The following is a 26,051-nucleotide window of genomic DNA, read 5'->3' on the forward strand; positions in this document are numbered from 1 at the left end:
GTCGGACCGGTTTTAGGCCGCGTCGCCATACCAGTCGCCGAACGGATCAGGCATCGAGCGCCAGCACGCGACGCCGGCCGCCATCTCGGCGTCGGTCAGCAAGCATTCATCCAACTCGGCAGCCAGCCGACCGAAGTCGATGTTCTGACCGATGAACACCAGTTCCTGACGGCAATCGCCGGTCTCCGCCTCCCAGCTGCGCATGATCACCTGGGTGCTTTCGTCATCCTGCGGCCACTGCGCTTTGGGCACGAAGCGCCACCAACGACCGGCGAAACCATGACGCATCAAGCCGCCGGCCTGGGACCAACTGCCCGCGTCCTCGTGCTTGCTGGCGAGCCAGAAAAACCCCTTCGAGCGCAGCAGACGGCCGTTTTCCCACGGCGCATTCAGGAAGTCGAAAAAGCGTTGGGGGTGAAAGGGCCGACGCGCCCGATAAGCCGTGGATGCGATGCCATACTCTTCAGTCTCCGGCGCGTGTTCGCCACGCAATTCCTTGAGCCAGCCCGGTGCCTGCGCCGCGCGCTCGAAGTCGAAACGGCCCGTGTCGAGAATCTTGCCGAGGGGCACGGCGCCCATGACCATGGGCAGAATCTCCGCCTGACTGTTGAGGCGACGCAAAATGGCCATCAGTTCCCGGCGATCGGTAGAGCTGATCAGGTCGATCTTGCTGATCAGGATCACGTCGGCGAACTCGACCTGCTCAATCAGCAGATCAGTGATCGCCCGCTCGTCCTCCTCGCCCAGGGTCTCGCCACGTGTAGCCAGGCTTTCTGCAGCGTTGAAGTCCTGCAGAAAATTCAGGCCATCGACCACCGTCACCATCGTGTCGAGACGGGCAACATCGGCCAGGCTCCGGCCCTGTTCATCACGGAAGGTAAAGGTCTCCGCCACGGGAAGCGGCTCGGAAATGCCCGTGGACTCGATCAGCAGATAGTCAAAGCGGCCTTCATGGGCCAGCCGGCTGACCTCTTCAAGCAAATCTTCGCGCAGGGTGCAGCAAATGCAGCCGTTGCTCATCTCTACCAGTTTTTCTTCCGCCCGATTGAGGCTGACGTCCCGCTGAACTTCGCTCCCGTCGATGTTGATCTCGCTCATGTCGTTGACGATCACCGCGACGCGCAGGTTTTCGCGGTTGCGCAGAATGTGGTTCAGCAGCGTGCTTTTGCCAGCGCCAAGAAAGCCGGACAGAACGGTAACGGGAAGGCGGTTCATGAAGGTTTCACCAGAGTACGGTTGCGATCGCTTTTTACGTTATAGTATAACGATACAAATGCGCTAATCTTTTTTGAAGGCAGCCTCATGACGCGGTGGTTTGGGTTGTTGGCAGGGTGTTCGCTGGTGCTGAGTACGCAGGCGTTCGCCCTGCCACCCTCGCCTAGGCTGGACAAGTCGTTGTGCACGCGCACTGCGACGCTGTTGGCCTGCACCGATGCCGACGACAACACGTACAGCGTGGCGGTGGCAGGGAAGACGATGTTCGTGCGCGGCTTCGAAAGCGTGGGCAAGCGCCGCTGGGCGCAGACCAACAGCCGTTATGGCTCGCTGACGTTTTTTACCGGGCTGGCATCGGACGGCGAGACGTGGGTGGGTTATACCCGGAAAGTGGGGTGGACGACGATCAGTCGGGTGTCCAGTTCAAGCGGGAGCCGGACCAAGATTACCTGCGACCGAGTGATGGGCTGTCGGTGACCCCGATTCCTCGGCGCTCCCACAATGGGTGTTCAGCCAGGTGCATCTGCAGTGGTGTCAAGTTTGATGAGAGCGAACTTGTACATTCTGCCTCATGACGTAGTCCGTCAGACCAACGCCTCATTCGCCTTTTGCGCTTGGCGCCAAGCCACATATGACCCTGCTGGCGGATTGCGCTCGAAGTAGCGCTTCATGCCATCAAACAAACCATCGGCCACGGCCTGTTGATGGCGCGCAGTGACGAGGCGCTGACTGTCACGGCTGTTGGAGATGAAGCCGGTCTCGACCAGAATCGATGGGACATCCGGTGATTTCAGCACCGCAAAACCGGCCTGTTCCACGCGCTTCTGGTGTAGCGTCGTGATCCCTTCCAGGCTGCCCAGTACGGTGTGACCCAGATCCAGACTCGCGGCGATCGTGGCGTTCATCGACATGTCGAGAATCACACCGGCCAGCATCGGATCCTTGTCTTTCAGGTTCAACAGGCTGGTCGCGCCGATCAGGTCGGCGCCGTTTTCACGCTGGGCCATGAAGCGCGCTGTCGCGGAGGTCGCGCCGTTCTCCGACAAGGCAAACACCGACGCGCCGGAAGCCGTCAAACGAGGCGCTGCGTCGGCATGGACCGAAATGAACATGTCAGCGTTGTATTTGCGCGCGACGTCCACGCGCTTGCGCAGCGGAACGAAGAAGTCGTCATTGCGAACCAGGCGCACATCAAAACCCTTTTCGCGCTTCAAACGCTTGGCGAGCAACTGCGCGATGGACAGCACGACGTCTTTCTCCCGCTCACCCTTCGAGCCGACGGCGCCAGGGTCTTTGCCGCCGTGGCCTGCGTCGACGACCACCATGATGTCGCGCTTGGAACGGTCCCTTCCCGCGGACTGAGCGAGAGGCTCCTTCGCCAACGGTGCGGCTGCAGCCAACTGCACCGGCGGACGGGCAAGTACGTCATGCCCCAGATCAAGAACCAGCCGGTTGCCTTGCGCGCCATCGGGACCCAGCAGGAAGCTGTTGATCTGCACGGGGGATGTCAGGTCGAGCACGATGCGCGTATCGCTCTGACCGAAGTGGCCGGAACGAATGGACTTGATCGGCGTGTTTTCCAGCGCCAGCTGACTGAAGTTGCCCTCAAGCCGCGCGCCGCTGACATCAATGATGATCCGCTCGGGCGCGCTGAGCGTGAAGGTCTTGTACTGCACCGGGCCACTCAGGTCGAACACCAGACGCAGCTTGCTATCGGAACGCCACAGTCGAGCGTTTCGGATCTGCGTCGCGTTGACTGAGAATGGAAGCGCAAAGGCGGCGCTGGCCAAAAGCATGTTGAGCAGCATTTGACGTCGGTGCATGGCACGTTCCGATGGCGTTGAGCATCCCGGCTCAGAGATGGAGGGCGATAGTTACAATATAACAGCCGGGCTATCGGACGAAGATGAAGCTTTTTATAAGATCGGCGGGGTTTTAGTGAGCCTCATCAACGCATAAGGCGGAAAAGCTCATGTGAAACAACACCATGTTCCACGTGGAACACGACCCGCTGTCTGCACCAACAAAAACGCCCTGGCAAGTCAGGGCGCTTATGGAACATTGTGAATCAGGTTCTCGGTTTTACCGTTCCGCATTGCTGGCCCAGCCAAACAGCTCGGGTGTCCATGCTGCCGTTCTGCTGCTGCCCTGTAGCGTTGAAGGAGCCAATGACGTGGGTATTGAACTCACGGTCACTCAGGAACTGTGCAGTGCCGGTGCCCTGAGCGCGAGGGCAGCTGAACTTGAATTTCCAGGTAGCGCCGGTACGTTCGGTGATCTGCTGGGTGCAGCCCGACTTCGGATCGGTCAGCGGGATCTGCTCATTCTTGACCTGCTCTTGGGTCAGGCAAATACGTACGCCCTTACCACCCAGAGTAACGCCTTGTTTTTCCAGCATTTGCTCCATGGCCGCGCGCTGCTGCGGCGCCATCATTTGCAGCTGGGACAGCATCACCTGCAGGTCCGGCATCTGCTGACCGTCGACCTGCATGTTGCTAGAACTCAACTCCCACAGCCCCGGCTGCAATACCTGCGCCTGGGCGAAGGGGGCAGTCAGACAAACCATCAACGCCAGTACGCGCTTTTTCATGAATCGGGTTCCTTTATTACTCTTGGGCATCTTGATGCGGCCTGCTTGCAAGCCACTGAACGATGACGGTTAGACGGCAGATCGGGTAGCCAGTTGCACCCGCAATAAAATAGCGACAATCCTGGTGCAGTGTGGTCTGTTAGACACCAATAAGCTTCTAGCACAAGGTTGCGCATGGATTACCACAGCCCGTATTTCTTTGGCTATTTGCTGGGTTTCACTCACCTGCTGGGCATTGTCGCAGCAATCCACGCCTTACTCACCGTACGTACTGCTCAGGGCTCTATTGCCTGGGCGATGCCCCTCATTTTCATCCCTTATGTCGCCCTCCTCCCGTACCTTGTTTTCGGGCGGAGTACGTTCGATGCCTACATCAAAGCACGGCGTCAGGCGAACACCGAGATGCGCACAGCGATCGCCGACTTCAACTGGAAGCCATGGATTGAAGAGGCGGTGGCCGCGCGGCGCTCGGACGCTTATCGCTCGCTGCGCGCGATGCCAAAACTGGGCCGCATGCCGTGTCTGGCGAACAACGAAGTGAAGCTGTTGATCAACGGGGATGAAACATTCGGTGCGATTTTCGAGGCCATCAAAAGCGCCCGGGAAGTGGTGTTCGTGCAGTTTTTCATCATCCATGACGATGATCTCGGTCGCCGACTGCAAGGGCTGTTGCTGGAAAAAGCCGCTGAAGGCGTAGCGATTCATGTGCTCTACGACCGCATCGGCAGCCATGCGTTACCGGCGCGCTACATCGACAAACTGCGTGCCGGTGGCGTTCAGATCAAGGCCTTTGCCACACGGGGCGGCTGGCTGACGCGCTTCCAGATCAACTTCCGTAACCACCGCAAGATCGTCGTGGTGGATGGCATCAAAGGCTTCGTTGGCGGGCACAACGTGGGCGATGAGTACCTCGGCCTCAAGCCGCCGCTGGCGCCATGGCGCGACACTCACGTTAGCGTTGTCGGACCTGTCGTGGCGTGCTTGCAGGAATCGTTCGCCGAGGACTGGTTCTGGGCGACTCGTGAAATCCCCCCGCTGATCCTGCCCGACAGCTACCCGGAAGACGGCGTACTGTGCCAGTTACTTGCCAGCGGCCCGGCCGATGCGCAGGAAACCTGCTCGCTGTTCTTCGTCGAAGCCATTCATGCGGCGACCGAACGGGTGTGGATCACCACACCCTATTTCATTCCCGACGAAGCCGTGTCGGCGGCGCTGAGATTGGCGGTCCTGCGCGGCGTGGATGTGCGCCTGCTGCTGCCGTCGCGTCCAGATCACTACACGGTCTATGCCGCCTCCAGCTTGTTTGCGTTTGAAGCCGTCCGCGCAGGCGTTCGCATCTTTCGCTACAAACCCGGCTTCCTGCACCAGAAAGTGGTGCTGGTGGATAACGCGATCTCGGCGATCGGCAGCGCCAACCTGGACAATCGTTCGTTCCGGCTCAACTTCGAACTCATGCTCTTGACCGTGGATGAGGATTTCGCACGCGAGGTCGAAACCATGTTGATCGACGACTTCGCCCTCTCCCACGAAATCTCCAGTGAAGAGAGCAAAGAGACCCATCACCTTCAGCAGTTGGGAATGCGCATTGCCAGGCTGATTTCGCCGATTCTGTAGATGTGATTGAGCAGTACGCCAAGTGTGGGAGTGAGCTTGCTCACGAAGACGGTATTTCAACCACCGATGATTCGATGGATGTACCGACGTCTTCGCGAGCAAGCTCGCTCCCACAAGTTTTAGCAACTACGCGTAGATATCGTCCCTGGTCAGCGGCAAATTATGGCTGCCATCCGCATGCGGCTTGACCGCGAGAACCTGGTGCAGATTGATCCAGCCCTTGGAAAACGCATACGCACAACCAGCCAGGTACAACCGGAAGATCCTCAGTGCCTGCTCCGGCACCATCGCAGCGGCGAGGTCGAGCTTCTCCTCCAGACGGGCGCTCCAGTGCTCCAGCGTCCTGGCGTAGTGCAGGCGCAGGCTTTCTACATCGACCACCTCCAGCCCGGCCTCGCTGATGAATCCGGTGATCATCGACAGGTGCGGCAGCTCACCATTGGGAAACACATAGCGATCAATAAAATCTCCCGCGCCGCGCCCGACAGGTCGCCCGTCGGTGTGCTTGGCGGTGATGCCGTGGTTCATCACCAGACCGCCCTCCTTCACCGCACCGAACAAACACTTTGCGTACAGCTCGAGATTGGCGTGGCCGACATGCTCGAACATGCCGACGCTGACGACCTTGTCGAAGCGGCCGTCCCTGGGCAGATCCCGGTAGTCGAGCAGCTGCAGTTCGACACGGTCCTGCAGACCGTCCGCGCGCACCCGCTCCTGGGCAAGCGCCAGTTGCTCACGGCTTAACGTGATGCCGAACACCCGGACGCCGTACTCACTCGCGGCAAAGCGGGAAAGCCCTCCCCAGCCACAACCCACGTCGAGAAGGTACTCCCCCGGTTTGAGGCGCAGCTTGCGGCACAGGTGATGAAACTTGTTCTGTTGCGCCTGATCGAGCGTCTCGTTGCCGGTCTTGAAGTAGGCGCAGGAGTAGACCATCTCCCGGTCCAGCCACAAGCGGTAGAAGTCGTTGGAGAGGTCGTAGTGGTAGGAAATCGACGCGGCGTCGGTGGCCTTGTCGTGCTCGGTGCGCACCGGGAGATGGTCATCGCCCTCGTCTACCAGCGCTTTGGTCAGCTCGTCGCACACCCGGACCACTTCGCTGATTGACCCTTCCAGCTCAAGCCGGCCTTCAACGAAAGCGCTGCCCAGAAGGCCCAAACTCGGGTGGGTGAAATCGGAAACGAGGGACGGGTCTTTAACCACGATCGTGACGCGGGGATCATTTCCCAAGTCGAGCTCGTTGCCGTCCCAGAGCTTGAGACGCAGCGGCAAATGAAGGTTCTGTAACGCCGGTGGAAGTTGCGCGAGCATATGAAATCCCCCTGATCCAGCTACATGGAAAAGGGTAGTCCATAACCGGCTCCAGACCAGGAGCCGTCAGGCGATCGGCTTGTTTGAACGACGACGAATCTACAACGGGTACAACCTCGTGCCCCAGAATTCGAGCCAATGTGACGCCTGCAAATGGAGCACCCCGAACGAGAATGAACTTAATTTGTAACAGAGTTCTTCAAAGCTCAAGCGAATTTTAATACTTAGGGGAGCCCTCTAACCCGGCGCTTTCGATGCAGGCGCCGGGGAATATGGCTTAGGAAGGATTGTGAAACTTCGCGATGGGCTCGTGGAAACGCAGCAGTCGCCCAGCATTACCCAGCACTAGCAGCGTGCTGAGGTTATGCAAAACCGCCGCGATCATGGCGCCTGCGGCACCCAGCACACCGAAAGCCGCCATGGCGACAATGGCCAGCGTCCAGCCCAGTCCAATGATCACGTTCACTTGCAGGGTGTGGCGACACTGACGGCTCAGCCGCACACAGGTGCCCAGCCGGCGCAGGTCACTGCCGATCAACACGATGTCGGCGGAGGCCAGCGCGATATCCGCACCGCCCGCGCCCATCGCCACCCCAACCACCCCGGCCTTGAGCGCCAGAGAGTCGTTGATGCCATCGCCGACGACCATCGGGCGAAAGCCTTTTTTGATTTCGCTCAGCACCCGATTCAGCTTGTCCTCGGGCAACGCCTGAGCGTGGATATCACTGATGCCGACCTCCTGACCGAGGCTGTCGGCGACACTCTGGCGATCCCCCGTCAGCAGTAACTGCCGACCCATGCCCAGTTCGCGCAGTTCACTGAGCGCCTGACGCGCCTCGGGCTTGAGGCTGTCGGCCAGCAGCAGCCAGGCCAGGAAGTGGCCATTGACCGCGAGCCCGGCAATCGGGCCATCGTGATCGGGGATCGGCGAGGTCGCGATGCCCATCTGCGCGAACAGCTCAGGCCGCCCCAACGCGGCTTCACCCCGCGCGGTCTGCGCAACCACGCCCAGCCCCTGGCGCTCTCGAATGTCGTCCAGTGGGAGCAGATGATCCTTGTCCACCAACGTGGCCAGCGCGCGACTGACCGGGTGGCTGCTCGCCGAGCCCAGGCTTGCCGCCAGCTCAATGACGTCGTCGCCCGCGCCCTCCTCGGCTTGAACCGATTGCAGACGCAAACTGCCGTAGGTCAGCGTGCCGGTCTTGTCGACGACCAGTGAAGTGAGGTCGGCCAGTTCTTCAAGGAAAGCCGAACTGCGGATCAAAATGCCGTGACGCGCGGCGACTGCAATACCGGCGATGGCTGTCGCCGGCGCTGACAGCACCAGCGCGCAAGGGCAGGCAGCGACCAATACCGCCAGCATGGCCTGGGCGTTATTGGTGATGAACCAGGTCACGGCCGCAATCAGCAGCACCAGCACCATGTAGCTGCCCGCGTACTTTTCCAACAGGCGAGTGATGGGCGGTTTGGAGCGTTCGGCACTTTGCATGAGTGCGATGACCTTGCCCAGGGTCGACTCGTTGCCAATGCGCGTCACTTCAATGCGCAGCAGCCCGTCGAGGTTGATCGCACCGCCGAAGACTTTCATGCCGGCGCGCGCTTCGAGCGGAACCGACTCTCCGGTGATGGGCGCCGTATCGAGGCTGGCCTGCCCCGAGACCACCAAGCCGTCGGCCGGGACACGGTCACCGGCGCGCACTTCGACGCGATCACCGGCCACCAGCGTACCGTTGTCGACTTCGCGAATGGAGCCATCCTTATCGATCAGCCGGGCGTGGCTGCGGGTCAGACGGCCCAATGCCTGAATGGCTTCCTGGGAGCCGATCACGCTGCGCTCTTCCAGCACGTGGCCGAAAATCATGATGATCGGCAGCAACGCGGCGGTCATCAAATCGCCCGTCGCCCACGCGCCCAGCATGGCCAGTGCGATCAATTGGTCAGTAATGCCGTGCAGGCTTGGGTACCGCAAGCTGTGCCAGCCGGCGCTGACCACCGGGATGGCGACCAACAGCGAGGCGGCGCCCAACAGCAACTGGCTGACGCCGACTTGCTCGGGCGAGAAAAATCGCCACACCAGCCCCAGCGCGAGCAGGCCGAGGGCAAGCATCGCCAGCGTCAACTGTCGGGCTGCGCTTCGCTGTTCACGGCTGGTGAGCATGCTGCCGGGCGCGTCGGGCTCGGCATGCGGGTGAGCAGGGTCGTGGGAATGGTTGTGTACGGCTTCGCCACTCATTTGTCAGCTCCCTGAATGATCAGGCGGGAATCGTCGCGGGGGTCGACCGTGGTCACTGAACCCGCCTGTTTCAGGATGGCCGGCACCCGCTCGCGGTAGATCCGCAATAGCAACCCGGGATCGCTCTTGTTTTGGATCGACATCGCCAGGCCGGTCACTGCTGCGGTGTCGGTCTGCGCCTTGGCCAGCCGTTCAGACGCTTGGGCATGGGCGACCTGCAGCGTGCGGTCGGCCTGCTGATTGGCGGTCTGGTTGAGTTTCTCTGCGTCCGTGCGCGCGTTCGCCACGGCCTGATCGGCTTGCTGGCTGGCAGTCAGCACCGCGTTGAACGCATTCACCGCCGCAGCCGGCAGACTGGACTGCACGTCGACACGCACGACTTCAACGCCCAGACCCACGCCAGTGGCCGTCAGCTCGCCAAGCCGCGTATTGATGCCCTGCACCAGATCGCCGCGCAGGCGTTCGCGACGCTCGGCAGACTGGCTGTCAGAGCCCACCAGCTCGGGACGCGCCACCAGAATGGTGTCCAGATCCCGCGCCGCCGTGAGGCTGACGGCGCTGCGATTGACCAGACGGTCCAGTGCCGGCAGCACGTGTTCGCCTTGGAGCACGAACTCCCGTGGGTCCGTCACTTTGTAGTACGCCGTCACGTCGAGTTGTACGACACCGGCGTCGCCCGTAAGCAGATAACCCGAACCTGCCAGTGCGTCGCTCATCGGCGTCGCAAAACTGGTGATCTTGTCGGCCGCCAACGCAGTGGGTGAACGCATCAATGTTTCGACATGGCGCTCAATCACGCGGTCAGCAGAAGGCAACAGCACCACTTGCTCAAACGGCTGCGGCCAGGCCAGCAGCAAACCGGCGTTCTGCACGCGATCCATCTCACCGAAGCGAAACACCACGGCGCGGTTCTGTGGGTCGATTTCCCGCACATTGGAGACAGCCCAGCCGAGCGCTGCCAGCAGGGTCACGACATACAGCCCCAAAAACGCCAGCCGGCTGGCCTGCAGCCATGGACTGTTCACCACCGGCCGCTCGATGTGCGCCGTGTCTTGCTCGGTCATGGCTGCGTTCCAACCTTGCCATCCAAGGTCGGCGGGCCGTCCACGAGGACACGGAACGGCGCGGCATCGGTGCGCAGAATCAGTTTGGTGCTCGGCCCCACCACGGTGCCGAGGGTGTCCAGCGAGCGCAGCAAGTTGTACAGCTGCGGTGAACCGGCGTAGGCGCGACCGTAAATCTGCGCCGCTTCAACGCGGGATTGCGCTTCGATGTCGGCGGCTTTCACAGTGGCGTCGGCCTCGACAATCCGCGCGTCGCGTTCGGCGGCAGAGCGGATCTGCGCCGCCTCGCGTTTGCCGATGGCGGTGCGCTCGGTGGCGATGGTCTCGCGCTCGGCGCGCATGCGGTCGACCGTCGCGTTGAGGGTTACCGACGGCAACGTAAGACGTTCAACACCCACTTGCAGGACGCGAACCCCGTAGGTGGTCAGCAGTTGCTTATCGATCTGCTGACGCAGCTGGTTTTCGAAATCAGCGATGCGCACCTGATGGGCGTCAGTGTTGATCAGGCTCGACAGATCAAAACTCGCGGCGGTGGTTTCCAGTGCCGAGCCGACGAAGGTGCGGATCTGCCGGGCCGCTTCGTCCGGCTGGTTTTGCACGGCGCGCATGAAGCGCTTCACGTTGTCCGGATCGCCCTGCACCTGCCAGGCCACGTACGCCTGAACGATGATGCGCAGGCCGTCACGGGTGCCGACGTCCTGCAAGCCGCTTGAGGTGGTGCGCAAACGCAGGTCGACGGGGATCGCCGCTTCGAATGGCGCCGGCCAGCGCCAGCTCAGGCCGGGATCGAGCAGCACCCGCGCCGGATTGCCGAAGCGCGTGATGACCGTCGCCTCCCCGGAGCGCACCTGCACCAGACTCGCCGCCGCGACCGCGAAGGCAATCAGCACCGCTGCCAACGCAGCACGACGCCACGGAAAGACAGCAGGGCCGGAGGCTTCGCCATGGTGATGACCGTGATGGTGGCCGCCATGACCATGGCCTGCGTGGTCGTGACCGGAATGGTCGTGGTGATCGTGGGAATGAAACAGACTCAAGAGACGACTCCTTATTCAGCCGAGGGCTGTTCAGCTGACGGGGTCGACGCTGCGGGGTCGACCGGGAGGGTAAAGGAACGCAGATCGATGGTCGGCGCGCTGGTGCCACCGAGCCGATGATCCAGTACCAGCAATTTGGCGTGGGTCAGGCCCTGGGTCAGCTGACTGAAGTACTGCTCCAGCAGGAACGCCTGGCCCGCTTTGGCGTAGCCCTGTCGTTCGGCGCTGAAACGCAAGTCCGCACCTTGCGCCGTCGCCATGACTTCCCGCGAACTCGCGGCCGCCTGGTCATGGGCCATGCTGGCGTGCAATTGCGCCACATTGGCCTGATCGGCCGCCGCGCCACGCTCCCGGGCAATGAGTGCCTGGGCGCTGATCTGTGCGGCCTGGACCGCGTGATAGGCATTGGCTGCGCCGGCCGGTGGATGAATCGACTCGACCACGGTCGCGAGAATTTCCACGCCGCTGTCGAGTTTTTTCAGGTCCCGCTGTACCGCATCGCCGATGTCAGCCGCCAGATCATTGCGCTGCTCACCGAGCAATTCGTCGAGGGTGCGCGAGGCGAAATCGTGCACCAGCACGCGGCTGGCGGTGCTGCGAATCAGACTGGGGATGTCGGCGCTGTTGTACGTTGCGGCCAGTGCGGCCTCGTCCGTCAAACCGATGCGATACACAAAGCGTACGTCCATGTTGACGATCTGGAAGCTCTGCTTGGCACCGGAGCCGCTGGCGATCACTTGCGACTTGTCATTGATGTGCGTGGCGTCCCATAACCGGTTGGCAATGGCAGGCGGCGGGCCTTCGGCAGGGTCAAGGGTCAGCTCTGCGCCCGCCCCCTCCGCGACGCTGGTCGCCAGCTCGTGGACCACACCGTTTTCCACCGCCAGTACTGTTCCGAACGGCCAGGGCAAACCGGCATGCAGACCGGGCTCCAGGACTTCAACCGGTTTGCCAAACCGCTCGTAAACGCCACGGCCCTGCATGGGAATTTCGTGAACACCGCTCAGCAACCAGCCCAAACCGACGATGACCGCCATCACCGGCAGAAAGGCGCGGCGCATGTAGGTAAACGCCCAGATCTGCCGCAGGTCGATGCCGAAACGGTTGTGCAATTCGTTTTGCAGCGCCAGCAGTGGGCGTGGTGGCCAGCGCAACAGACCGGCGACGAAGCTGCTGACGATCAAGCGCGGCTCTAGACGCTCATTGCGCGGGCTGAAGACGGACAAGAACGCGCGGATCAGTAACTCGATGGCGACCAGCCCAGGCAACAGGCCAATCAACACCGCAAGCCGGGCCGGCCATACGCGATCAACGGAGGAGAAAAACAGGCAGAACGACGTGACCAACAGCGTACCGATGGCGACCTTGGTGATCTGCGCCAACTGCTCGGCTTCTGGCCAACCTGCCTCGGACTCATTGCTGAATTGCCGCTCCAGCACCAACAGCGCAAACCCGATCAACAGCAGCAGGCCGCCGACCACGTTGCCGACAAGGCCGACATTGCTGCCTGCCAAAGCAAGGTTCCAGATCAGACCAATACTGATCAGCGACAGCAACGCCCAGCCCGCCAGCCAGAACACCGGCAATCCAACCTGGCCGACCATTGAGGTGCCGGCGCCGCTGATGCGGCCGAGCACGCGGTCGTACCAGCCCTGCTCTTCGGTGTGAAGCAGCGCTTCATCGCCAGAAGCCGCTGCGGAAGGGGGTGCGATGACGTCGGCGCGCCACTGGCTGACCACTTGCGCCGACTGCAATGCCGCCGCCAGCACGAGCAGGCTCGTGGCGCTGTTGGTCAGCACCGCCGTCCACAGCGAGTTGGGAGAAAAGAGGTCAACAAAAAGCGACACCACCAGGCCGATGACGCCCACCGCTCCTGTCAGATACGTCAGCCGTAAAAGACGCCGCGATTGCACAGCCGCTCGCTGAAACCGTGGCAGGCTTGACGGTGCAGCGCCCTCATCATCCAGATCAACCCGCATTGAAACTCCAAAGCCCGTTTAACGCTGTAATCATCACCCCTCCCGCCCGCTCGCAGGCGTTGCGTGGCACTGCTTACAGCCACGCTGACACAGGGCGTTACGATATAACAGAAGTCGTGAAATTTTCGTCTGATTATTCATTTGCGCAGCCCTGAATGCGGGGTCAGACAGCCAGCAGACAGGTGAACATTCACTGCAGTCGCATTGGCTCACATCCCCGACCAAACCGAGGGCGCCTTCCCCGCTAAGCCGGTCCTGCGAGATGCGCGAGGAATAGCGCCGGGTCCACGCACTTGACTTTGAAGTACACGGGGAGAAATATTACAGCCATCATTTAAGCCGTCCAGGTGATGTGCGACATTTGTCCAGACACGGCTACGCTTCCCTCCATTGCTGGATTCCTCGAGGAGTACGTTCATGAGTCACTACGACATTGTCATCATCGGCGGCGGCCCCGGCGGCTACAACGCGGCGATCCATGCGGGCCAGAAAGGCCTGAAAGTGGCGTGCATCGAAGGCCGTGAAACGCTGGGCGGCACATGCCTGAACGTAGGATGCATTCCTTCCAAATCGTTGCTCCACGCCTCGGAGCTGTATGAGGCGGCGACGGGCGAGGAATTCAAGAAGCTCGGCATCGAGGTCACGCCGACACTGAACCTGACCCGGATGATGGCGCAAAAGGCTGAAAGCGTGACAGGCCTGACCAAGGGCATCGAGTTTCTGTTTCGCAAGTACAAGGCTGAGTGGATCAAGGGTTGGGGCCGCCTCGCCGGGCCCGGCAAGGTCATCGTCACCGATGCTGCAGGTGTCGAAACCGAGCTGACCGCCAAGGACATCATCATTGCCACCGGCTCCGAGCCGACGCCCCTGCCAGGCGTGACCATCGACAACAAACGTATTCTCGATTCCACCGGCGCGCTGTCGTTGAGCGAAGTGCCCAGGCATCTGGTGGTGATTGGCGCGGGGGTCATCGGTCTCGAGCTGGGCTCGGTCTGGCGGCGGTTGGGGGCGAAGGTGACGGTGGTCGAATTTCTCGACCATGTCGCCCACGGCACCGACCTTGAGGCGGGCAAGACGCTGCATCGCTCACTGTCGCGTCAGGGGATGGCGTTCAAACTCGGCTCGAAGGTCACCTCTGCCGTCGCCGCGGAAACCGGCGTCACCCTGACCGTGGAACCCGCCGCCGGAGGCGAAGCCGAACAGATCGAAGCGGACTACGTGCTGGTGTCCATCGGCCGTCGCCCGGTGACGAAAGGACTGAGCCTGGAAACCGTCGGGCTGGAAGTAGACAAGCGCGGCGTCCTGCCCAACACGGGGCATCGCACGGCGGTGGAGGGCATCTGGGTGATTGGCGACGTCACGTCCGGCGCGATGCTTGCGCACAAGGCGGAGGACGAAGCCGGCGTGTGTGTCGAGCGCATTGTTGGCAAGAAGGGTGAGCTGAATTACAACCTGATCCCCAATGTCATCTACACCCAGCCCGAACTGGGCAGCGTCGGCAAGACGGAAGAGCAACTGAAGGAGGAAGGTCGCGCTTACAAAGTCGGCAAATTCCCGTTCAGCGCCAACAGCCGCGCCAGGGTCAATCACGAAACGGACGGCTTCGCGAAAGTGCTGGCGGATGAGCGCACTGACGAGATTCTTGGCGTACACCTCGTCGGCCCAAGCGTCAGCGAGATGATCGCCGAGTACTGCGTGGCGATGGAGTTCGCGGCCTCTGCTGAAGACATCGCCCTGACCTGCCACCCCCATCCGACAAGGTCCGAGGCGCTGCGCCAAGCGGCAATGGCCGTAGGGGGACATACCACGCAGGCTTGAAGTGCGCGGCCAAAATCGGCCGCGCGAGCAAGACGCTGAAGCAAAACAAGTTGTGCCCTGAAACGATTTTTTTCCCCGTTGCGCGAACAAGATGCCGAGATTGTTATCTGTTTGTTGGTAATTTGCGTTCAGCAAGGATTGGGAAAGCGCACTTTTTTGTGCAGGAAGGCACAGCATCTTCAGAGGCTTCACCATATGAATCGCAGGAATCTCTTGAAAGCGTCCATGGCGCTGGCAGCCTATAGCGCGCTGCCCGCCTCAGGTCTTTATGCGGCACGCGCGCTGGCTGCGGCGGCCGATGGCGACATCGAACACTTTGACTTCAAGACCTTGCAGGACAACGCCAAACAGATGGCCGGCAAGCCTTACGTCAGCACCAAGCAGAACCTGCCGCCTACCCTGGCGAACATGACGCCTCAGCAGTTCAATGCGATCAAGTACGACGCCGGTCACTCACTGTGGAACGACGTGAAAGGCCAGCTGGACGTGCATTTCTTCCACGTCGGCGCAGGGTTCAAGACGCCGGTGCGCATGTACAGCGTCGACCCGGCGACCCAGCAGGCGCGTGAAGTGCATTTCCGCCCTGAGCTGTTCAACTACGAAGCCAGTCGCATCGACCAGAGTCAGCTCAAGGGCGACCTGGGCTTTGCCGGGTTCAAGCTGTTCAAAGCCCCCGAGATCGCCATCAACGACGTTCTGTCATTCCTGGGCGCCAGTTACTTCCGCGCCATCGACAGCAACAAGCAATACGGTCTTTCCGCCCGGGGTCTGGCGATCGACACCTACGCCCATCGCCCCGAAGAATTCCCTGACTTCACGCAATTCTGGTTCGAGAAACCGACCAAAGACGCCACGCGCTTTGTGGTCTACGCGCTGCTGGACTCTCCCAGCGCGACGGGCGCGTACCGCTTCGACATCGATTGCCAGGCCGACCGCGTGGTGATGGACATCGATGCGCACATCAATGCCCGAGCCGACATCGAGCAGTTGGGCATTGCGACCATGACCAGCATGTTCAGCTGCGGCACACACGAGCGCCGCATGTGCGACACCCTTCACCCGGAGATCCACGACTCCGACCGGCTGGCGATGTGGCGCGGCAATGGCGAATGGATCTGCCGCCCACTCAATAATCCGGCCAAGATCCAGTTCAACGCCTTCGCCGACAAAGACCCGAAAGGCTTTGGCCTGGTGCAGACCGACCATGACTTCAAGACCTACCAGGACACCGTGGACTGGTACCACCGCAGGCCGAGCCTGTGGGTCGAACCGACGACGGCCTGGGGCGAGGGCTCAATCGATTTGCTGGAACTGCCGACCACGGGTGAGACCCTGGATAACATCGTCGCGTTCTGGAACCCGAAAGTGCCGGTCAAGGCAGGCATGTCGATGAATTATGGCTACAAGCTTTACTGGAGCCCGCTGCCTCCGGTCAGCACACCACTGGCTCAAGTGCACGCGACGCGTTCAGGCATGGGCGGGTTCATCGAAGGCTGGGCGCCGGGCGAACACTACCCGGAAGTCTGGGCGCGGCGCTTTGCCGTGGACTTCAACGGCGGCGGGCTGGACCGACTGCCGGAAGGTTCGGGCATCGAGCCGGTGGTCACCGTGTCCCACGGCAAAATCCAGGATTTCAATGTGCTGGTACTGCCCGACATCAAGGGTTTCCGCGTGACGTTCGACTGGTACCCGACCAGCGACTCCGTGGAGCCGGTGGAGATGCGCATGTTCATCAAAACCGGTGACCGCACGCTGAGTGAAACCTGGCTGTATCAGTATTTCCCTCCCGCACCGGACAAGCGCCGCTACACCTGAGTGTGATCAGCTAATGGCGTAGCGGCATTCAGCTTGCTCGCGAGACGGCGTATTCGCCGCTGAATATTCAGCGGTGAATGCGTCGCACTTGTAACGAAAATGAGTCATAGAAAGCCGTCGCCATACCGGGATTTCTTCTCTTTTTAACAGCGTCAATTTTCTATCCGCTATAAGAATCAATGACTTACGATTTATGATATTTAGCCACCACTAAATATGTCCGTAAATTTGACTAATTGATTGACAGCCCCCCGATCTGCGGCTGATATATCCCTGTCGTGCCGTTTGCGAGGGGACCGAAACGCCCTTCTCCTCCCCCGCTGCGACTCCCAAAAATCATCGCGATTGCATGCCATCGACGGCCATTGCCGCTCCTCTGGGCAGTAGCTTTTCCGCCCGGCGGCCTGCTCGCACGCTGACGCTTATCACACGTACAAATGCTCCCGAGGGGCTGCACATGATGTCGACTTCCCCCGCTTACGTTGAAAAACCTTCTTTGCTGTCATTCGATAAATCCACGGCGATCGCGCTGGTTGCGATCAGCCTGATGCTGGTCGAGACCTTCAACGGGGCTCTGCGTTTCTATCTGGATCAGGCAGGCATTTCCGTATTGCTCTATGCCCCGAAGGTCGCGTGTCTGCTGTTCTTCGCACTGGAGCTGCGCAGCTTCAAAGCCGGGCCGGGGGTCTGGCTGAGCCTGCTGGTGCTGTTGCTGTCGGCGGGATGGGCAGCGCTGAATGGCGCCCAGGCCGGGAACTTCGCATTTGCGCTGTACGGGATCAGCCCGCTGCTGTTCGGGATCGCCTGCGGTGACCAGATCATCCGCCACAAGCGCCTGTTCATGTGGGCGATTGCCTTGTGCCTGCTGGCTTCGCTGGGCGGGATTGCCCTCGACCGGTACGTCAGTCTGCCGTGGAAGGGCTACAGCTACACCGTCGGCGGCACCGAGCTGAGCGCCAACACCGCATGGACCTCCGAAGACATGGACCGCCCGGCTGGATTCGCGCGAATCTCCAGCTCACTGGCCATCATCATCTCGGTTCTCAGCCTGTACCTGATGGCGACCCTGCGCTCGAAGTTGCTCGGGTTGGCAGTCTGCGTGATCGGCCTCGCCGGCGTGATATTGACCACCAGCAAGGCGCCAGCGTTGGCGTTCATTGGCGGTACCGGCCTGCTGCTGATGTTGCGGTTTCGCTGGACAGCACGGGCGACCATCGTTGTCGCGGTCGTACTCGGCATGTCGCTGCCCTTCGTGGCGATGATGACCGACTTCGATGCCAACAAAATTTCGGCCACCAGTTCGCTGGCATCTATCTATGACCGGTTGATCAACACTTGGCCCAACGTGATTCGGACGCTGATGGACGATGATCGAACGCTCACCGGTGTTGGCTTCGGGCTGGTTGGCAGTGCCGTGGCCGCCTTCCCGGTGCCCGGCGCCGACATCTTCATGGTTACCGACAGCACCGTGGTTTACCTGTGGGCGACGTTTGGGCTGGTCGGGCTGTTTCTCTACGCCCTGCACCTCCCGTTGTTTTTCATCCTGGCCGACAGCGTCAGCCGTTACGGCCAGGCGTTGCTGGTGACGGGTTTTTGCATCTGCATTGTCAGCTGGACGACCGATACGCTGGAAGTTACCCTCGCCAACATGTTCCTGGGCATGGCAATCGGCCATGCGCTGGCCATGAAATCGCGGGTTAGACAACCGGCCCCAAAGTCCCATGAGTTGCCCACGTGGAATGGCCTGCCGGGCCTGAGTTGACTGAGGCACTCCTATGAGCTTTCGCAGCATCGGCCTGAGCGGCCTGGCACTGATGGCCGCCCTGTGCGCTGCCAATGTCGCCACGGCCGAGCCTTTTATCGTAGGCGTTGCCACCCATTCGATGAATAACACCGGGCAACCGCTGCGCAGTCTTCAGATGGCGAAAGCGGCTGGCGTCACGTCCATTCGCGATGACGCCTTCTGGTCTACGGCCGAACCTGTACGGGGTCAGATGCAGATCATTGCGCCGTGGCGCGCATGGCTGAGCACTGCCAAGGGGCTGAATCTTGCCCCGATGGTCATTCTCGGCTACGGCAGCTCGTATCAGGGCGGCGCCAAGCCCCGCAAGCCTGAGGTCAAGATTCCGTACCTGAAATACGTGGACTACCTCACTCGCCAGTTGGGCAATCCGGTCAGGTTCTATGAGGTCTGGAACGAGTGGGACCTGGACGGCCCGGCCGATCCGCGCTTGAGCAATGACTACGTGACGCTGGTCAGGGACGCGGCACCGATCATTCGCAAGAATAACCCCCAGGCGCTCGTACTCGCCGGTGCCGTAACGAGCATGGGCATCAAGAGTGGGTTCGTTGACCGCATCCTGGCTGCAGGGGTGATGAAGTACGCCGATGGCCTCTCGCTGCACCCATATGTGCACTGCGAAGGCAGCTACCGCAACACGCCGGAGAGCTGGGTCGGCTGGATGCGAGATCTGGACCGTCGAATCAGCGCCAAGGTCGGCAGGCCGGTGCCGCTGTATCTGACCGAGATGAGCTGGCCGAGCCACAATGGCAATTGCGGCGTCAGCGCCGAGCGCCAGTCTGCGTACCTGGCGCGTGCGTACTTCCTCATTCGCACGCTGCCGAACGTCAAAGGCATGTGGTGGTATGACCTGATCAACGATGGCACCAACCGCACCGAGCAGGAGCACAACTTCGGCCTGCTTGATGCCGATCTTCGCGCTAAACCGGCTTATTCGGTGCTCAAGGCCATCAGCCCTTATCTGCCTGATTTCAACTACGAGCCGGCAAACAGCCTCCAGTCCGACGGCGTCTTCCAACTGGCATTCAGCAATGGCCGCGAGCGGATTATGGTGGCGTGGGTCAGCGGTCGCGAACACGAAGTCAGCATCAGCGCCGCGGCCATGAAAAATAAACCGGTGCGCATCCTCGATACGCAAACGCCGGATAAAGGCATGACCGACTCCGCGCAGCAGTGGGTGTGCGATGCCCAGCGTTGCTCGGCCCGACTGACGCTGACGGAGTTTCCGAAAGTCATTCGCCTAAGTCCAGACGCCTGACGACCGCACCTGTGCAAACCCGCCTGACCTGTCAGCGCGGGTTTTTTTATGTGCTGCAGATCCAGATAGTGGCAATACGACATTTACTGGACATGTCTTACTGCTATTTTACGACCTTGGGCAGACACACTGCCGGAGGAACGTATGGGGCTTCGAGGAAGATTCATCGTTGGCGGGTTGCTTGGGCTGCTCATGCTGCCAGCAGTGGCTGAACCGTACGTCGCGGGCGGAGCTCAGTCGAAGCCGTATGCCTATGAAGACAAGGACGGTCACCTGGAAGGGATCTCCATCGACATCGCGCGGCGCGTGATGAAACTGGCAAACATTGACGTTACCTTCGTGATCTACCCGGTCAACCGCCTGCAGGCGATGCTGCGCAAGGGCGAGATCGATATCAACTTTGCCGACGCGCTGATCTGGAACAGCCCCGAGGAGCAACGTCGATACGTGTTCTCCAAGCCCTATTCCACGGTCAAAGAGCACCTGTACTTTCTGGCCAATCACCCTGCCCGCGGCCAGACCATCGCACAACTGGAGCACCTCACGATCGGCATGGTTCGGGGCTACAACTATCGGGCACTGGACCCGGCGATCGAGGAGCGCCGTTTGAGCCGGCTGGAAACATCGCAAGATGAAGCGCTGATCAAGTTGCTCCAGAGCAGGCGCGTGGATGCCATCGCCATGGTCGACGACATCTTTGATGAAGTAACTTCGGCCCATGACCTGGATCCCGGCCAGTTCGTCCAGGGCGCACGACTCAGCGAAGCGCCGCTGGTGTTCAAGCTCCAGCCGCAATACGCCTCGTGGTTGCCGCAGATCAACAGCGCGATCGACAGTCTGAACAAATCGGGCGAGCTGGAGCGGATTCGACGCAAGTATTTGCCTGGGGCGAAGGCGGCGAAGTGAAAGCAGCCCGATCAATGAGCCAGCAATTTTGTAACCGTGGAACAGTAGGCAGCGCGCATCCCAGGGCTCGAAAGTACAATGCCGACCTCAAAAAAAACCCCACCGTGAGGTGGGGTTCTTGTTACTTCGTCTGTCCTCGGGGGGAGGTGCATGCACCCGCGTATCCCGTGGCTAGTGAAAAAACTATATGGACATGGGTTTATTGAATCAAGGCCTCTTTTCACGGTTAGTCGCTGTTACTGCGAAGACGGCGCTCAAACTATTGCCCTGACTTCCACATTCAACCCCAACATCTCGCGGGCGGTTCGGTCGGCGTCGACGAAGGCCCGGGAGTAGCTGCCCGAGGACGGGACGTAGTGGTTGTAATAAGTAGAGCCTTCGACAAGAGGGCCGGTTATCCACAGATTGGGCTGTGCTTTGCCTTCGCTGTCGACCAGCACGCCCTCACCGTTCTCGCTCAGGCTGTGGATAATTCCGTTGCGTTCTAACGAGCGAAGGATCGTTGGCAGCGACGATACGTCACAGGGGGTACTGACGTGGGCCTTGATAATTCTGTTTAAGGGAACAGTCAGATTGCCAGCGAGAAGCACTGCGGTCCGTGCTCCGTCATCACTGTGGATAACTTGAGAATGTCGCACCCAGTGGACAACCCCCGCGTCGGCCAAGGCTAGCAGCTCCTGATGACGTTCCTTCTGCGGCCCGGCCACCATTCTATTGACATGGGGCGCATACTTTTCGAAGAAGACACTGCGTGAAATGCTGGTCAGCCCGCGGTTATCCACAACCCGACGCAGCTGCTCACGACAACTTCTCCACACTTCAATCGCGGCTTTGATAGGGCTTGCATCGAGCCCTAAACAGCTCTGCGCAATGTCGCTTTCAATAAATGCGCGCATGACCTGGGGATAATCCAATGCGTCAATGCTTGGCACATGGGGGTTATACACAGCCTCGTCTAGTGGCGGCGCTTGAAAACGTGATGCCATTTCAGCGGACACCGCTTCAAGCTGGCCTGAGTCATACGCTCGCGCAATTTCCGCCCTGATCCTTACTGCCGATTCGCTCTTTTGAGAGGCGATCATTCCGAAGTATTCCGCGACCATTTCAGCTTTGATCAACGGAAGGACCTGCTGCTCGAAATCCAGTCCGGCAGGGTTTTCCGTTCGCAGATCAGCGACAGCCGACAGTGTAAAAATCAGCGCCGCATTCGAAGTCCGATGGGGCACGATGTCCGGTCGTGTGCGGTACGGCAGACCGCTGCGCGAGAACAAATAGATACGCGGCTCTTGTCCACTGGGCTCGTAGTGCAAGCCTTCCGCCCGTTTGCTGAATTGGCCTCCGCGTCCGACCGTCAGACCGGCCACAACGTCCATGGCGGTCAAGCCTACTCCTTCGATGCCAACCGCTTCTGTGGATAACTCAACACCGCGCGAATCAGAGTGTCGGTCTGTGGGCAGCTCTCTATGCTCATCCCGCAACTGACGCGCATGTCCTACTGTGATCGCCAACCAATCCACAGAGCGCTCTGCCTCGGCTGTGGACAGAACAAACCGGCCCATATCTGTATGTTCAATGTTATCCACAGCGTGAGGATGGTGAATGACGCGCACGTTTGTCGGCAGACTGCGAATGACTTCCTTGTAAGTCCACGCCAGATATTCCCCCAGCCAGCTCCGTGGCAGGAACTCATTGGGCTGTACGCTGCGCGCTGCAGATTTAAAACGCAGGCACCATTCGTAGAAGTCGGGTCCTTGGCGTCCCACTTTTCCGTCCAGTGCGGCCGTGTCCGGAAACATCGAGATCTGCGAGGCAACGGTGTTGAGCATCAGGTATTCAGGTTGATCGACGGCATGTAAGCCCGGCCCCGGTGCCTGGGGGTCAAATACGTTTACTTCGATGCGCCGGGCCGTATTGACCGCCAGCGCACAGATACGCTCCAGCACCGTAAGGCCGCGTGAGCCACACCCGACGATACCGATGCTGATACCAGGCTTTTCCGCACCTGGGGATAACTTTTCGGCCGCCAGCGCTGCGCTCAGTTCCATCTCAGGGTTTCTCCGAAGAACGATTCAATAGCCACGCCACGGGAGTCAGCCAGCGCGGTGTCAACGATGAATTTGCTCAGCGCCAGGTCGAGTACGCCCAAGCCGAACGGCGAGAAAATCGAGGGCTTTGCGGGATCAAGCTCGACCTCGCCGCGGATGAGGCCAGCCAGCGTGCCGTTCATGAAAGCGCGTCCGCCGGTGAGTTGCTCAGCCAGGTGCGGCGACGTATTGGCCTTCATACAGTGCTCGATGTCGTCACAGAGGTTGTTCGCCTCCAGCAGCAACTGCGGCGCGATGTCCCGCAACGAAATGTTCAGCACGACCTGCCCGGCACGAAACGCCATTGGCGGTTTGACGTAGGGCTCGCCAGCCGTCGTAGCGAAGATCACCAGATTTGCCGCGAGCGCTTCCTCCAATGACCCGGTGCGGGCTGTGCATAAGTCGTTTTTTTCGATGAAGCCAGTCAGAGCATCCGCAGACGCTACGTCGAAATCATGCACAACGGCGTGGCCGATGTCCCACCCTTCGACGCAGAGCATTCGGGCGATGTTGCGGGCAATCACTCCGGCACCGATAAACCCTACGGACGCGGCCTTGCGTGACTGACCGTTGAGCCAGTAAGCGCCTGACACCGCCGACGCTGCCGTGCGCACCGCGCTGATTTGTGCCCCTTCCAGGCACGCATAGGGATAGCCGGTGTTAGGGTCGTTGAGGATGACCACGGCTGATGCCCTCGGTTTCTGCTGCGCGACGTTGCCGGGGAAGCTGGAGATCCACTTGATCCCGGCCACGGCGTCCTCTCCCTCCAGCGCCGCTGGCAGCGCGATGATCCGGTTGGCAGGTTGTTGAGGGAAACGCAGAAAGTAGCTGTCCGGGTTGAGCGTCTGGCCGTCATGGTGCTGCAGATACACCTGCTCGATGCGCCGCACCATGTCGTGGGCGTGGCTGTCGAGGATGTCTTTGATGACAGCGCCGGGGATCACATGGAAGTCAGACATTCAGCGCTTCTCCCTCGAAGGTGTGAACGTACTGCTTCAGATACCGAGTGATCGGCTGCGAACCCAGCGCGGTCAACTCTGCGCGCCCGAACTTCTGCATGACCCACTCATCGTTGTAGATGGTCTCCAGATAGCGCTCGCCGGCGTCCGGTGATATCGCCACGACAACGGCGTCTTTGGGAATTCCCAGCGAGGGTGCTGCCAGCCCGGCCACCACGGTCCCGGTAGAACCGCCCGCCAGCACGCCATTGGATTTCGCCAGCCAGCGACACATGGCGACGGTGGCGCGCTCATCCACCACTTGCTGCTTGTGCAGGTGGTGGGCGCGGAAGATCGGCGGCGTCTGGCTGGAGCCGAGTCCTGGAATGAAGCGCGGGCCGGTCGCCTGACCGAAAGTCACCGAACCAACGCTGTCTACCGCGATGATCTTGGTGCGCGGCGAATGCTTGCGGAAATACTGCACACAGCCCATCAAGGTGCCGGTCGTTCCGGCGCCGACCACCAAGTAATCCAATGCCGGAAAGGCGATATGAATCGACCGCGCCGTGGTGTGTTCATGGGTCTTGGCGTTGGCCGGATTGCTGTACTGGTTAAGCCACAGATGCCGGGGATCGCGGGCTACGGCATCGCGAATGTAACGAATGCGCGTGCCCAGATAGCCGTCGTTGTCATCGCGCTCGGTGACGATAACGATCTGCGCACCAAAGGCTTCCATCATCTTGATGTTGTGCAGGTTGGTGTTGGGGTCAACGACACAGCAGAAGGTGTAGCCGCGCTCGGCGCAGATCATTGCCAGCGCCACGCCGAGATTTCCGGACGAAGATTCGATCAGCACCGTGTCCTTGTGGATAAGTCGGCGCTCGGTAAAGGAGTCGATCAGGCCGATGGCTGTCTTCATCTTGATCGAGCCGGCAGGGTTGCAGGACTCGAGCTTCAGATGCAGGTTTTCAAAACCCAGGCCTTTTACCCTGACGAAGTTCGAATCGCCAACGATGTGGGAGATGAAATTCATGGCCGCGCCTCGACGGGTGCGGGCCGGGTGTAGCCCGGCATGGTCACCCGCGGCGCGTGCTGCCGGGGTTGGGTCGCCAGCAGCGCATCGGTCAGGTGCTGCGCCCGTAAGGCAACCATGGAAAACGACTGGGCGTCGCTGATGCCGTGGGTTTTTTCCGATGTGCCGTTCGCCAAAATCTGCACGCCTTCGCTGTGCTGCAAGGCAACCCGGTAATAACGGTCGACTGCAAGCGTGCCGTCCTCATCGCGGACCAGCCAGGGTTGCAGCAGGGTCAGCAGCGGTGGCACGGCGAGCTGCTCGTAGCCGGTACCCAGGACAATGCCGTCGACATACAGCACAGTTTCAACGCCGGTATTGCTGTCAAGCAGCACCACCGAATAGGCATCGCCCACTTTTTCCACCGAGGCCACTTCGGACCACGCATGCAGATTCAGACGTCGGTGTCCCGTCACCTCGCCTTCGTACAGGAAGGAGTAAAGCGCCTGACTCTCGTCGACATCGATGCCTGCGTAATTGGTCGACCGGATCTCTTCGAATACCCGGCTGCGTCTGCCGGGCTCAAGGTCGTGGAAATAGTCGATGTGCTCTGGCAGGAAGGCCATGTTGGGAAACTGCCCGAGCTGTCCCACCTTGAAACCCACGCCGCGGTGCACCGAATGCACCTGCGTGGTGGGCGCGGCGCCGAGCAGGTGGGTGACCGCCTCCCCCGCGCTTTGACCCGAGCCCAGCACCAGCCACCGCTGCGCGATGGGACCGCCGCCGAGGTGTATGTTTTTCAGGTACCGGGACGTGTGAAAGACACGACCGCCGAGATGCGCGCTGAACGGCTCCGGTATCCGGGGCAGGCTGCCGTGGGAAAGCACCAGCCGCTTGGTGCGATAGGTGCCTTTTGCAGTGACGACATCAACGCCCTTCAAGATGCCCTTTTCCGCCACCGGCAACACGTCGAGCACGCCTTCGTCGTAGGCAACGTAGTCCTTGAGTTGTGCGGCGACCCAGGCGATGTAGTCAGACCATTCCACCCGGCTGGCCGGACGCCCGAGCAAGCCGAATTTATGCAGACGACCCTTTTCCTTCAGGTACATGGCGAAGGAAAAGCGGCTGCGCGGATTGCGCGGCGTCACCAGGTCTCGAAAGACATGGTGGTTGATGTCGGTGCCCGCCAGCAGAAACGCGCCATGCCAGGTTGAATCACGCCCTTTTTCGAAGAAGCGCACGCGCTGGAAAGGCTTTCGGCCGCAATCTTCCGCCTCATCCTCCAGCGCACAGGCCAGTGCGATACCGGCCGGGCCGAAGCCGATCGAGACGACGTCCAGCGTTTCACGCACACCTTCGATTTCATACTGAGTCAT

Annotated in this window: 19 protein-coding genes; 7 read left to right on the top strand and 12 right to left on the bottom strand. The window is 60.6% G+C overall.

The genetic code is table 11. The features are described 5' to 3' along the window. Nucleotides 1-12: 12 nt before the first annotated feature. Nucleotides 13-1,215 carry a zinc metallochaperone GTPase ZigA gene (zigA, locus tag SLW74_RS05365; RefSeq protein WP_410928325.1) on the bottom strand — a complete coding sequence of 401 codons (1,203 nt, stop codon included), beginning with the start codon at nt 1,213-1,215 and terminating at the stop codon, nt 13-15. Between the two features lie 87 nt (nt 1,216-1,302). On the opposite strand from zigA, the gene SLW74_RS05370 reads away from it, so the two are divergent. Further along, a complete protein-coding gene (locus tag SLW74_RS05370) occupies nt 1,303-1,692 on the top strand; it encodes a glutamine synthetase (protein ID WP_065988119.1) in 390 nt (129 codons plus the stop codon). A gap of 107 nt (nt 1,693-1,799) precedes the next feature. On the opposite strand, the gene SLW74_RS05375 is transcribed toward SLW74_RS05370, so the two are convergent. Next, nucleotides 1,800-3,038 carry an N-acetylmuramoyl-L-alanine amidase gene (locus SLW74_RS05375; protein WP_410928326.1) on the bottom strand — a complete coding sequence of 413 codons (1,239 nt, stop codon included), beginning with the start codon at nt 3,036-3,038 and terminating at the stop codon, nt 1,800-1,802. Between the two features lie 245 nt (nt 3,039-3,283). After that, complete coding sequence (locus SLW74_RS05380; RefSeq protein WP_065988113.1) at nt 3,284-3,805, bottom strand: DUF3617 domain-containing protein; 522 nt, start codon at nt 3,803-3,805, stop codon at nt 3,284-3,286. A gap of 174 nt (nt 3,806-3,979) precedes the next feature. On the opposite strand from SLW74_RS05380, the gene cls reads away from it, so the two are divergent. After that, entirely contained in the window at nt 3,980-5,419 is a 1,440-nt protein-coding gene (gene cls / locus SLW74_RS05385; RefSeq protein WP_410928327.1) for a cardiolipin synthase, read from the top strand. Between the two features lie 126 nt (nt 5,420-5,545). On the opposite strand, the gene cfaB is transcribed toward cls, so the two are convergent. The 5 genes from cfaB to hflK form a co-directional block, all read right to left on the bottom strand. Then, nucleotides 5,546-6,730: a C17 cyclopropane fatty acid synthase CfaB gene (cfaB, locus tag SLW74_RS05390; protein WP_410928328.1), complete on the bottom strand. Its 1,185-nt coding sequence runs from the start codon at nt 6,728-6,730 to the stop codon at nt 5,546-5,548. Nucleotides 6,731-7,007: 277 nt separating this feature from the next. Further along, nucleotides 7,008-8,888: a cation-translocating P-type ATPase gene (locus SLW74_RS05395; RefSeq protein WP_410928362.1), complete on the bottom strand. Its 1,881-nt coding sequence runs from the start codon at nt 8,886-8,888 to the stop codon at nt 7,008-7,010. Nucleotides 8,889-8,959: 71 nt separating this feature from the next. After that, complete coding sequence (locus SLW74_RS05400; RefSeq protein WP_065988101.1) at nt 8,960-10,027, bottom strand: SPFH domain-containing protein; 1,068 nt, start codon at nt 10,025-10,027, stop codon at nt 8,960-8,962. Further along, entirely contained in the window at nt 10,024-11,064 is a 1,041-nt protein-coding gene (gene hflC, locus SLW74_RS05405) for a protease modulator HflC (protein ID WP_410928329.1), read from the bottom strand. Before hflC ends, SLW74_RS05400 begins: the two co-directional genes overlap by 4 nt. An 11-nt stretch (nt 11,065-11,075) precedes the next feature. Continuing rightward, on the bottom strand, nt 11,076-13,043 hold the full coding sequence (gene hflK / locus SLW74_RS05410; RefSeq protein ID WP_410928330.1) for a protease modulator HflK: 1,968 nt from the start codon (nt 13,041-13,043) through the stop codon (nt 11,076-11,078). Between the two features lie 417 nt (nt 13,044-13,460). Here hflK and lpdA point away from each other — a divergent pair, with 417 nt between their 5' ends. The 5 genes from lpdA (at nt 13,461) to SLW74_RS05435 (ending at nt 20,641) form a co-directional block, all read left to right on the top strand. After that, nucleotides 13,461-14,861, top strand: a complete 1,401-nt coding sequence (gene lpdA / locus SLW74_RS05415) for a dihydrolipoyl dehydrogenase (protein WP_410928331.1) — start codon at nt 13,461-13,463, stop codon at nt 14,859-14,861. Nucleotides 14,862-15,056: 195 nt separating this feature from the next. Continuing rightward, entirely contained in the window at nt 15,057-16,676 is a 1,620-nt protein-coding gene (locus SLW74_RS05420) for a glucan biosynthesis protein D (RefSeq protein ID WP_065988095.1), read from the top strand. A 457-nt stretch (nt 16,677-17,133) separates the two neighbouring features. Further along, a complete protein-coding gene (locus SLW74_RS05425; protein ID WP_410928332.1) occupies nt 17,134-18,438 on the top strand; it encodes an O-antigen ligase family protein in 1,305 nt (434 codons plus the stop codon). Between the two features lie 13 nt (nt 18,439-18,451). Beyond that, on the top strand, nt 18,452-19,735 hold the full coding sequence (locus tag SLW74_RS05430; RefSeq protein ID WP_192130607.1) for a hypothetical protein: 1,284 nt from the start codon (nt 18,452-18,454) through the stop codon (nt 19,733-19,735). Nucleotides 19,736-19,879: 144 nt separating this feature from the next. Then, nucleotides 19,880-20,641, top strand: a complete 762-nt coding sequence (locus tag SLW74_RS05435; RefSeq protein WP_296305920.1) for a substrate-binding periplasmic protein — start codon at nt 19,880-19,882, stop codon at nt 20,639-20,641. A 254-nt stretch (nt 20,642-20,895) separates the two neighbouring features. Here SLW74_RS05435 and SLW74_RS05440 read toward each other — a convergent pair whose 3' ends face one another. From SLW74_RS05440 to SLW74_RS05455, 4 genes are read right to left on the bottom strand one after another with little or no spacing between them, the layout of a single operon-like run. Next, nucleotides 20,896-22,686 (bottom strand): FAD/NAD(P)-binding protein, encoded by a 1,791-nt coding sequence (locus SLW74_RS05440; protein WP_410928333.1) that lies wholly within the window; start codon nt 22,684-22,686, stop codon nt 20,896-20,898. Further along, nucleotides 22,677-23,684, bottom strand: coding sequence for a 2,3-diaminopropionate biosynthesis protein SbnB (gene sbnB / locus SLW74_RS05445; protein WP_410928334.1), 1,008 nt, complete (start codon nt 23,682-23,684; stop codon nt 22,677-22,679). Before sbnB ends, SLW74_RS05440 begins: the two co-directional genes overlap by 10 nt. Next, nucleotides 23,677-24,696, bottom strand: coding sequence for a 2,3-diaminopropionate biosynthesis protein SbnA (gene sbnA, locus SLW74_RS05450; RefSeq protein ID WP_065988086.1), 1,020 nt, complete (start codon nt 24,694-24,696; stop codon nt 23,677-23,679). Before sbnA ends, sbnB begins: the two co-directional genes overlap by 8 nt. Further along, nucleotides 24,693-26,051: a SidA/IucD/PvdA family monooxygenase gene (locus SLW74_RS05455; protein ID WP_410928335.1), complete on the bottom strand. Its 1,359-nt coding sequence runs from the start codon at nt 26,049-26,051 to the stop codon at nt 24,693-24,695. Before SLW74_RS05455 ends, sbnA begins: the two co-directional genes overlap by 4 nt.

It is taken from the genome of Pseudomonas sp. W5-36 (assembly GCF_046540455.1).
Classification (GTDB): domain Bacteria; phylum Pseudomonadota; class Gammaproteobacteria; order Pseudomonadales; family Pseudomonadaceae; genus Aquipseudomonas; species Aquipseudomonas graminis_B.

Excerpts from the sequence above, each read along its gene's own strand:
- zigA (WP_410928325.1), bottom strand. The coding sequence starts at position 1,215 with ATGAACCGCCTTCCCGTTACCGTTCTGTCCGGCTTTCTTGGCGCTGGC.
- SLW74_RS05370 (WP_065988119.1), top strand. The coding sequence starts at position 1,303 with ATGACGCGGTGGTTTGGGTTGTTGGCAGGGTGTTCGCTGGTGCTGAGT.
- SLW74_RS05375 (WP_410928326.1), bottom strand. The coding sequence starts at position 3,038 with ATGCACCGACGTCAAATGCTGCTCAACATGCTTTTGGCCAGCGCCGCC.
- SLW74_RS05380 (WP_065988113.1), bottom strand. The coding sequence starts at position 3,805 with ATGAAAAAGCGCGTACTGGCGTTGATGGTTTGTCTGACTGCCCCCTTC.
- cls (WP_410928327.1), top strand. The coding sequence starts at position 3,980 with ATGGATTACCACAGCCCGTATTTCTTTGGCTATTTGCTGGGTTTCACT.
- cfaB (WP_410928328.1), bottom strand. The coding sequence starts at position 6,730 with ATGCTCGCGCAACTTCCACCGGCGTTACAGAACCTTCATTTGCCGCTG.
- SLW74_RS05395 (WP_410928362.1), bottom strand. The coding sequence starts at position 8,888 with ATGCTCACCAGCCGTGAACAGCGAAGCGCAGCCCGACAGTTGACGCTG.
- SLW74_RS05400 (WP_065988101.1), bottom strand. The coding sequence starts at position 10,027 with ATGACCGAGCAAGACACGGCGCACATCGAGCGGCCGGTGGTGAACAGT.
- hflK (WP_410928330.1), bottom strand. The coding sequence starts at position 13,043 with ATGCGGGTTGATCTGGATGATGAGGGCGCTGCACCGTCAAGCCTGCCA.
- lpdA (WP_410928331.1), top strand. The coding sequence starts at position 13,461 with ATGAGTCACTACGACATTGTCATCATCGGCGGCGGCCCCGGCGGCTAC.
- SLW74_RS05420 (WP_065988095.1), top strand. The coding sequence starts at position 15,057 with ATGAATCGCAGGAATCTCTTGAAAGCGTCCATGGCGCTGGCAGCCTAT.
- SLW74_RS05425 (WP_410928332.1), top strand. The coding sequence starts at position 17,134 with ATGATGTCGACTTCCCCCGCTTACGTTGAAAAACCTTCTTTGCTGTCA.
- SLW74_RS05430 (WP_192130607.1), top strand. The coding sequence starts at position 18,452 with ATGAGCTTTCGCAGCATCGGCCTGAGCGGCCTGGCACTGATGGCCGCC.
- SLW74_RS05435 (WP_296305920.1), top strand. The coding sequence starts at position 19,880 with ATGGGGCTTCGAGGAAGATTCATCGTTGGCGGGTTGCTTGGGCTGCTC.
- SLW74_RS05440 (WP_410928333.1), bottom strand. The coding sequence starts at position 22,686 with ATGGAACTGAGCGCAGCGCTGGCGGCCGAAAAGTTATCCCCAGGTGCG.
- sbnB (WP_410928334.1), bottom strand. The coding sequence starts at position 23,684 with ATGTCTGACTTCCATGTGATCCCCGGCGCTGTCATCAAAGACATCCTC.
- sbnA (WP_065988086.1), bottom strand. The coding sequence starts at position 24,696 with ATGAATTTCATCTCCCACATCGTTGGCGATTCGAACTTCGTCAGGGTA.
- SLW74_RS05455 (WP_410928335.1), bottom strand. The coding sequence starts at position 26,051 with ATGACTCAGTATGAAATCGAAGGTGTGCGTGAAACGCTGGACGTCGTC.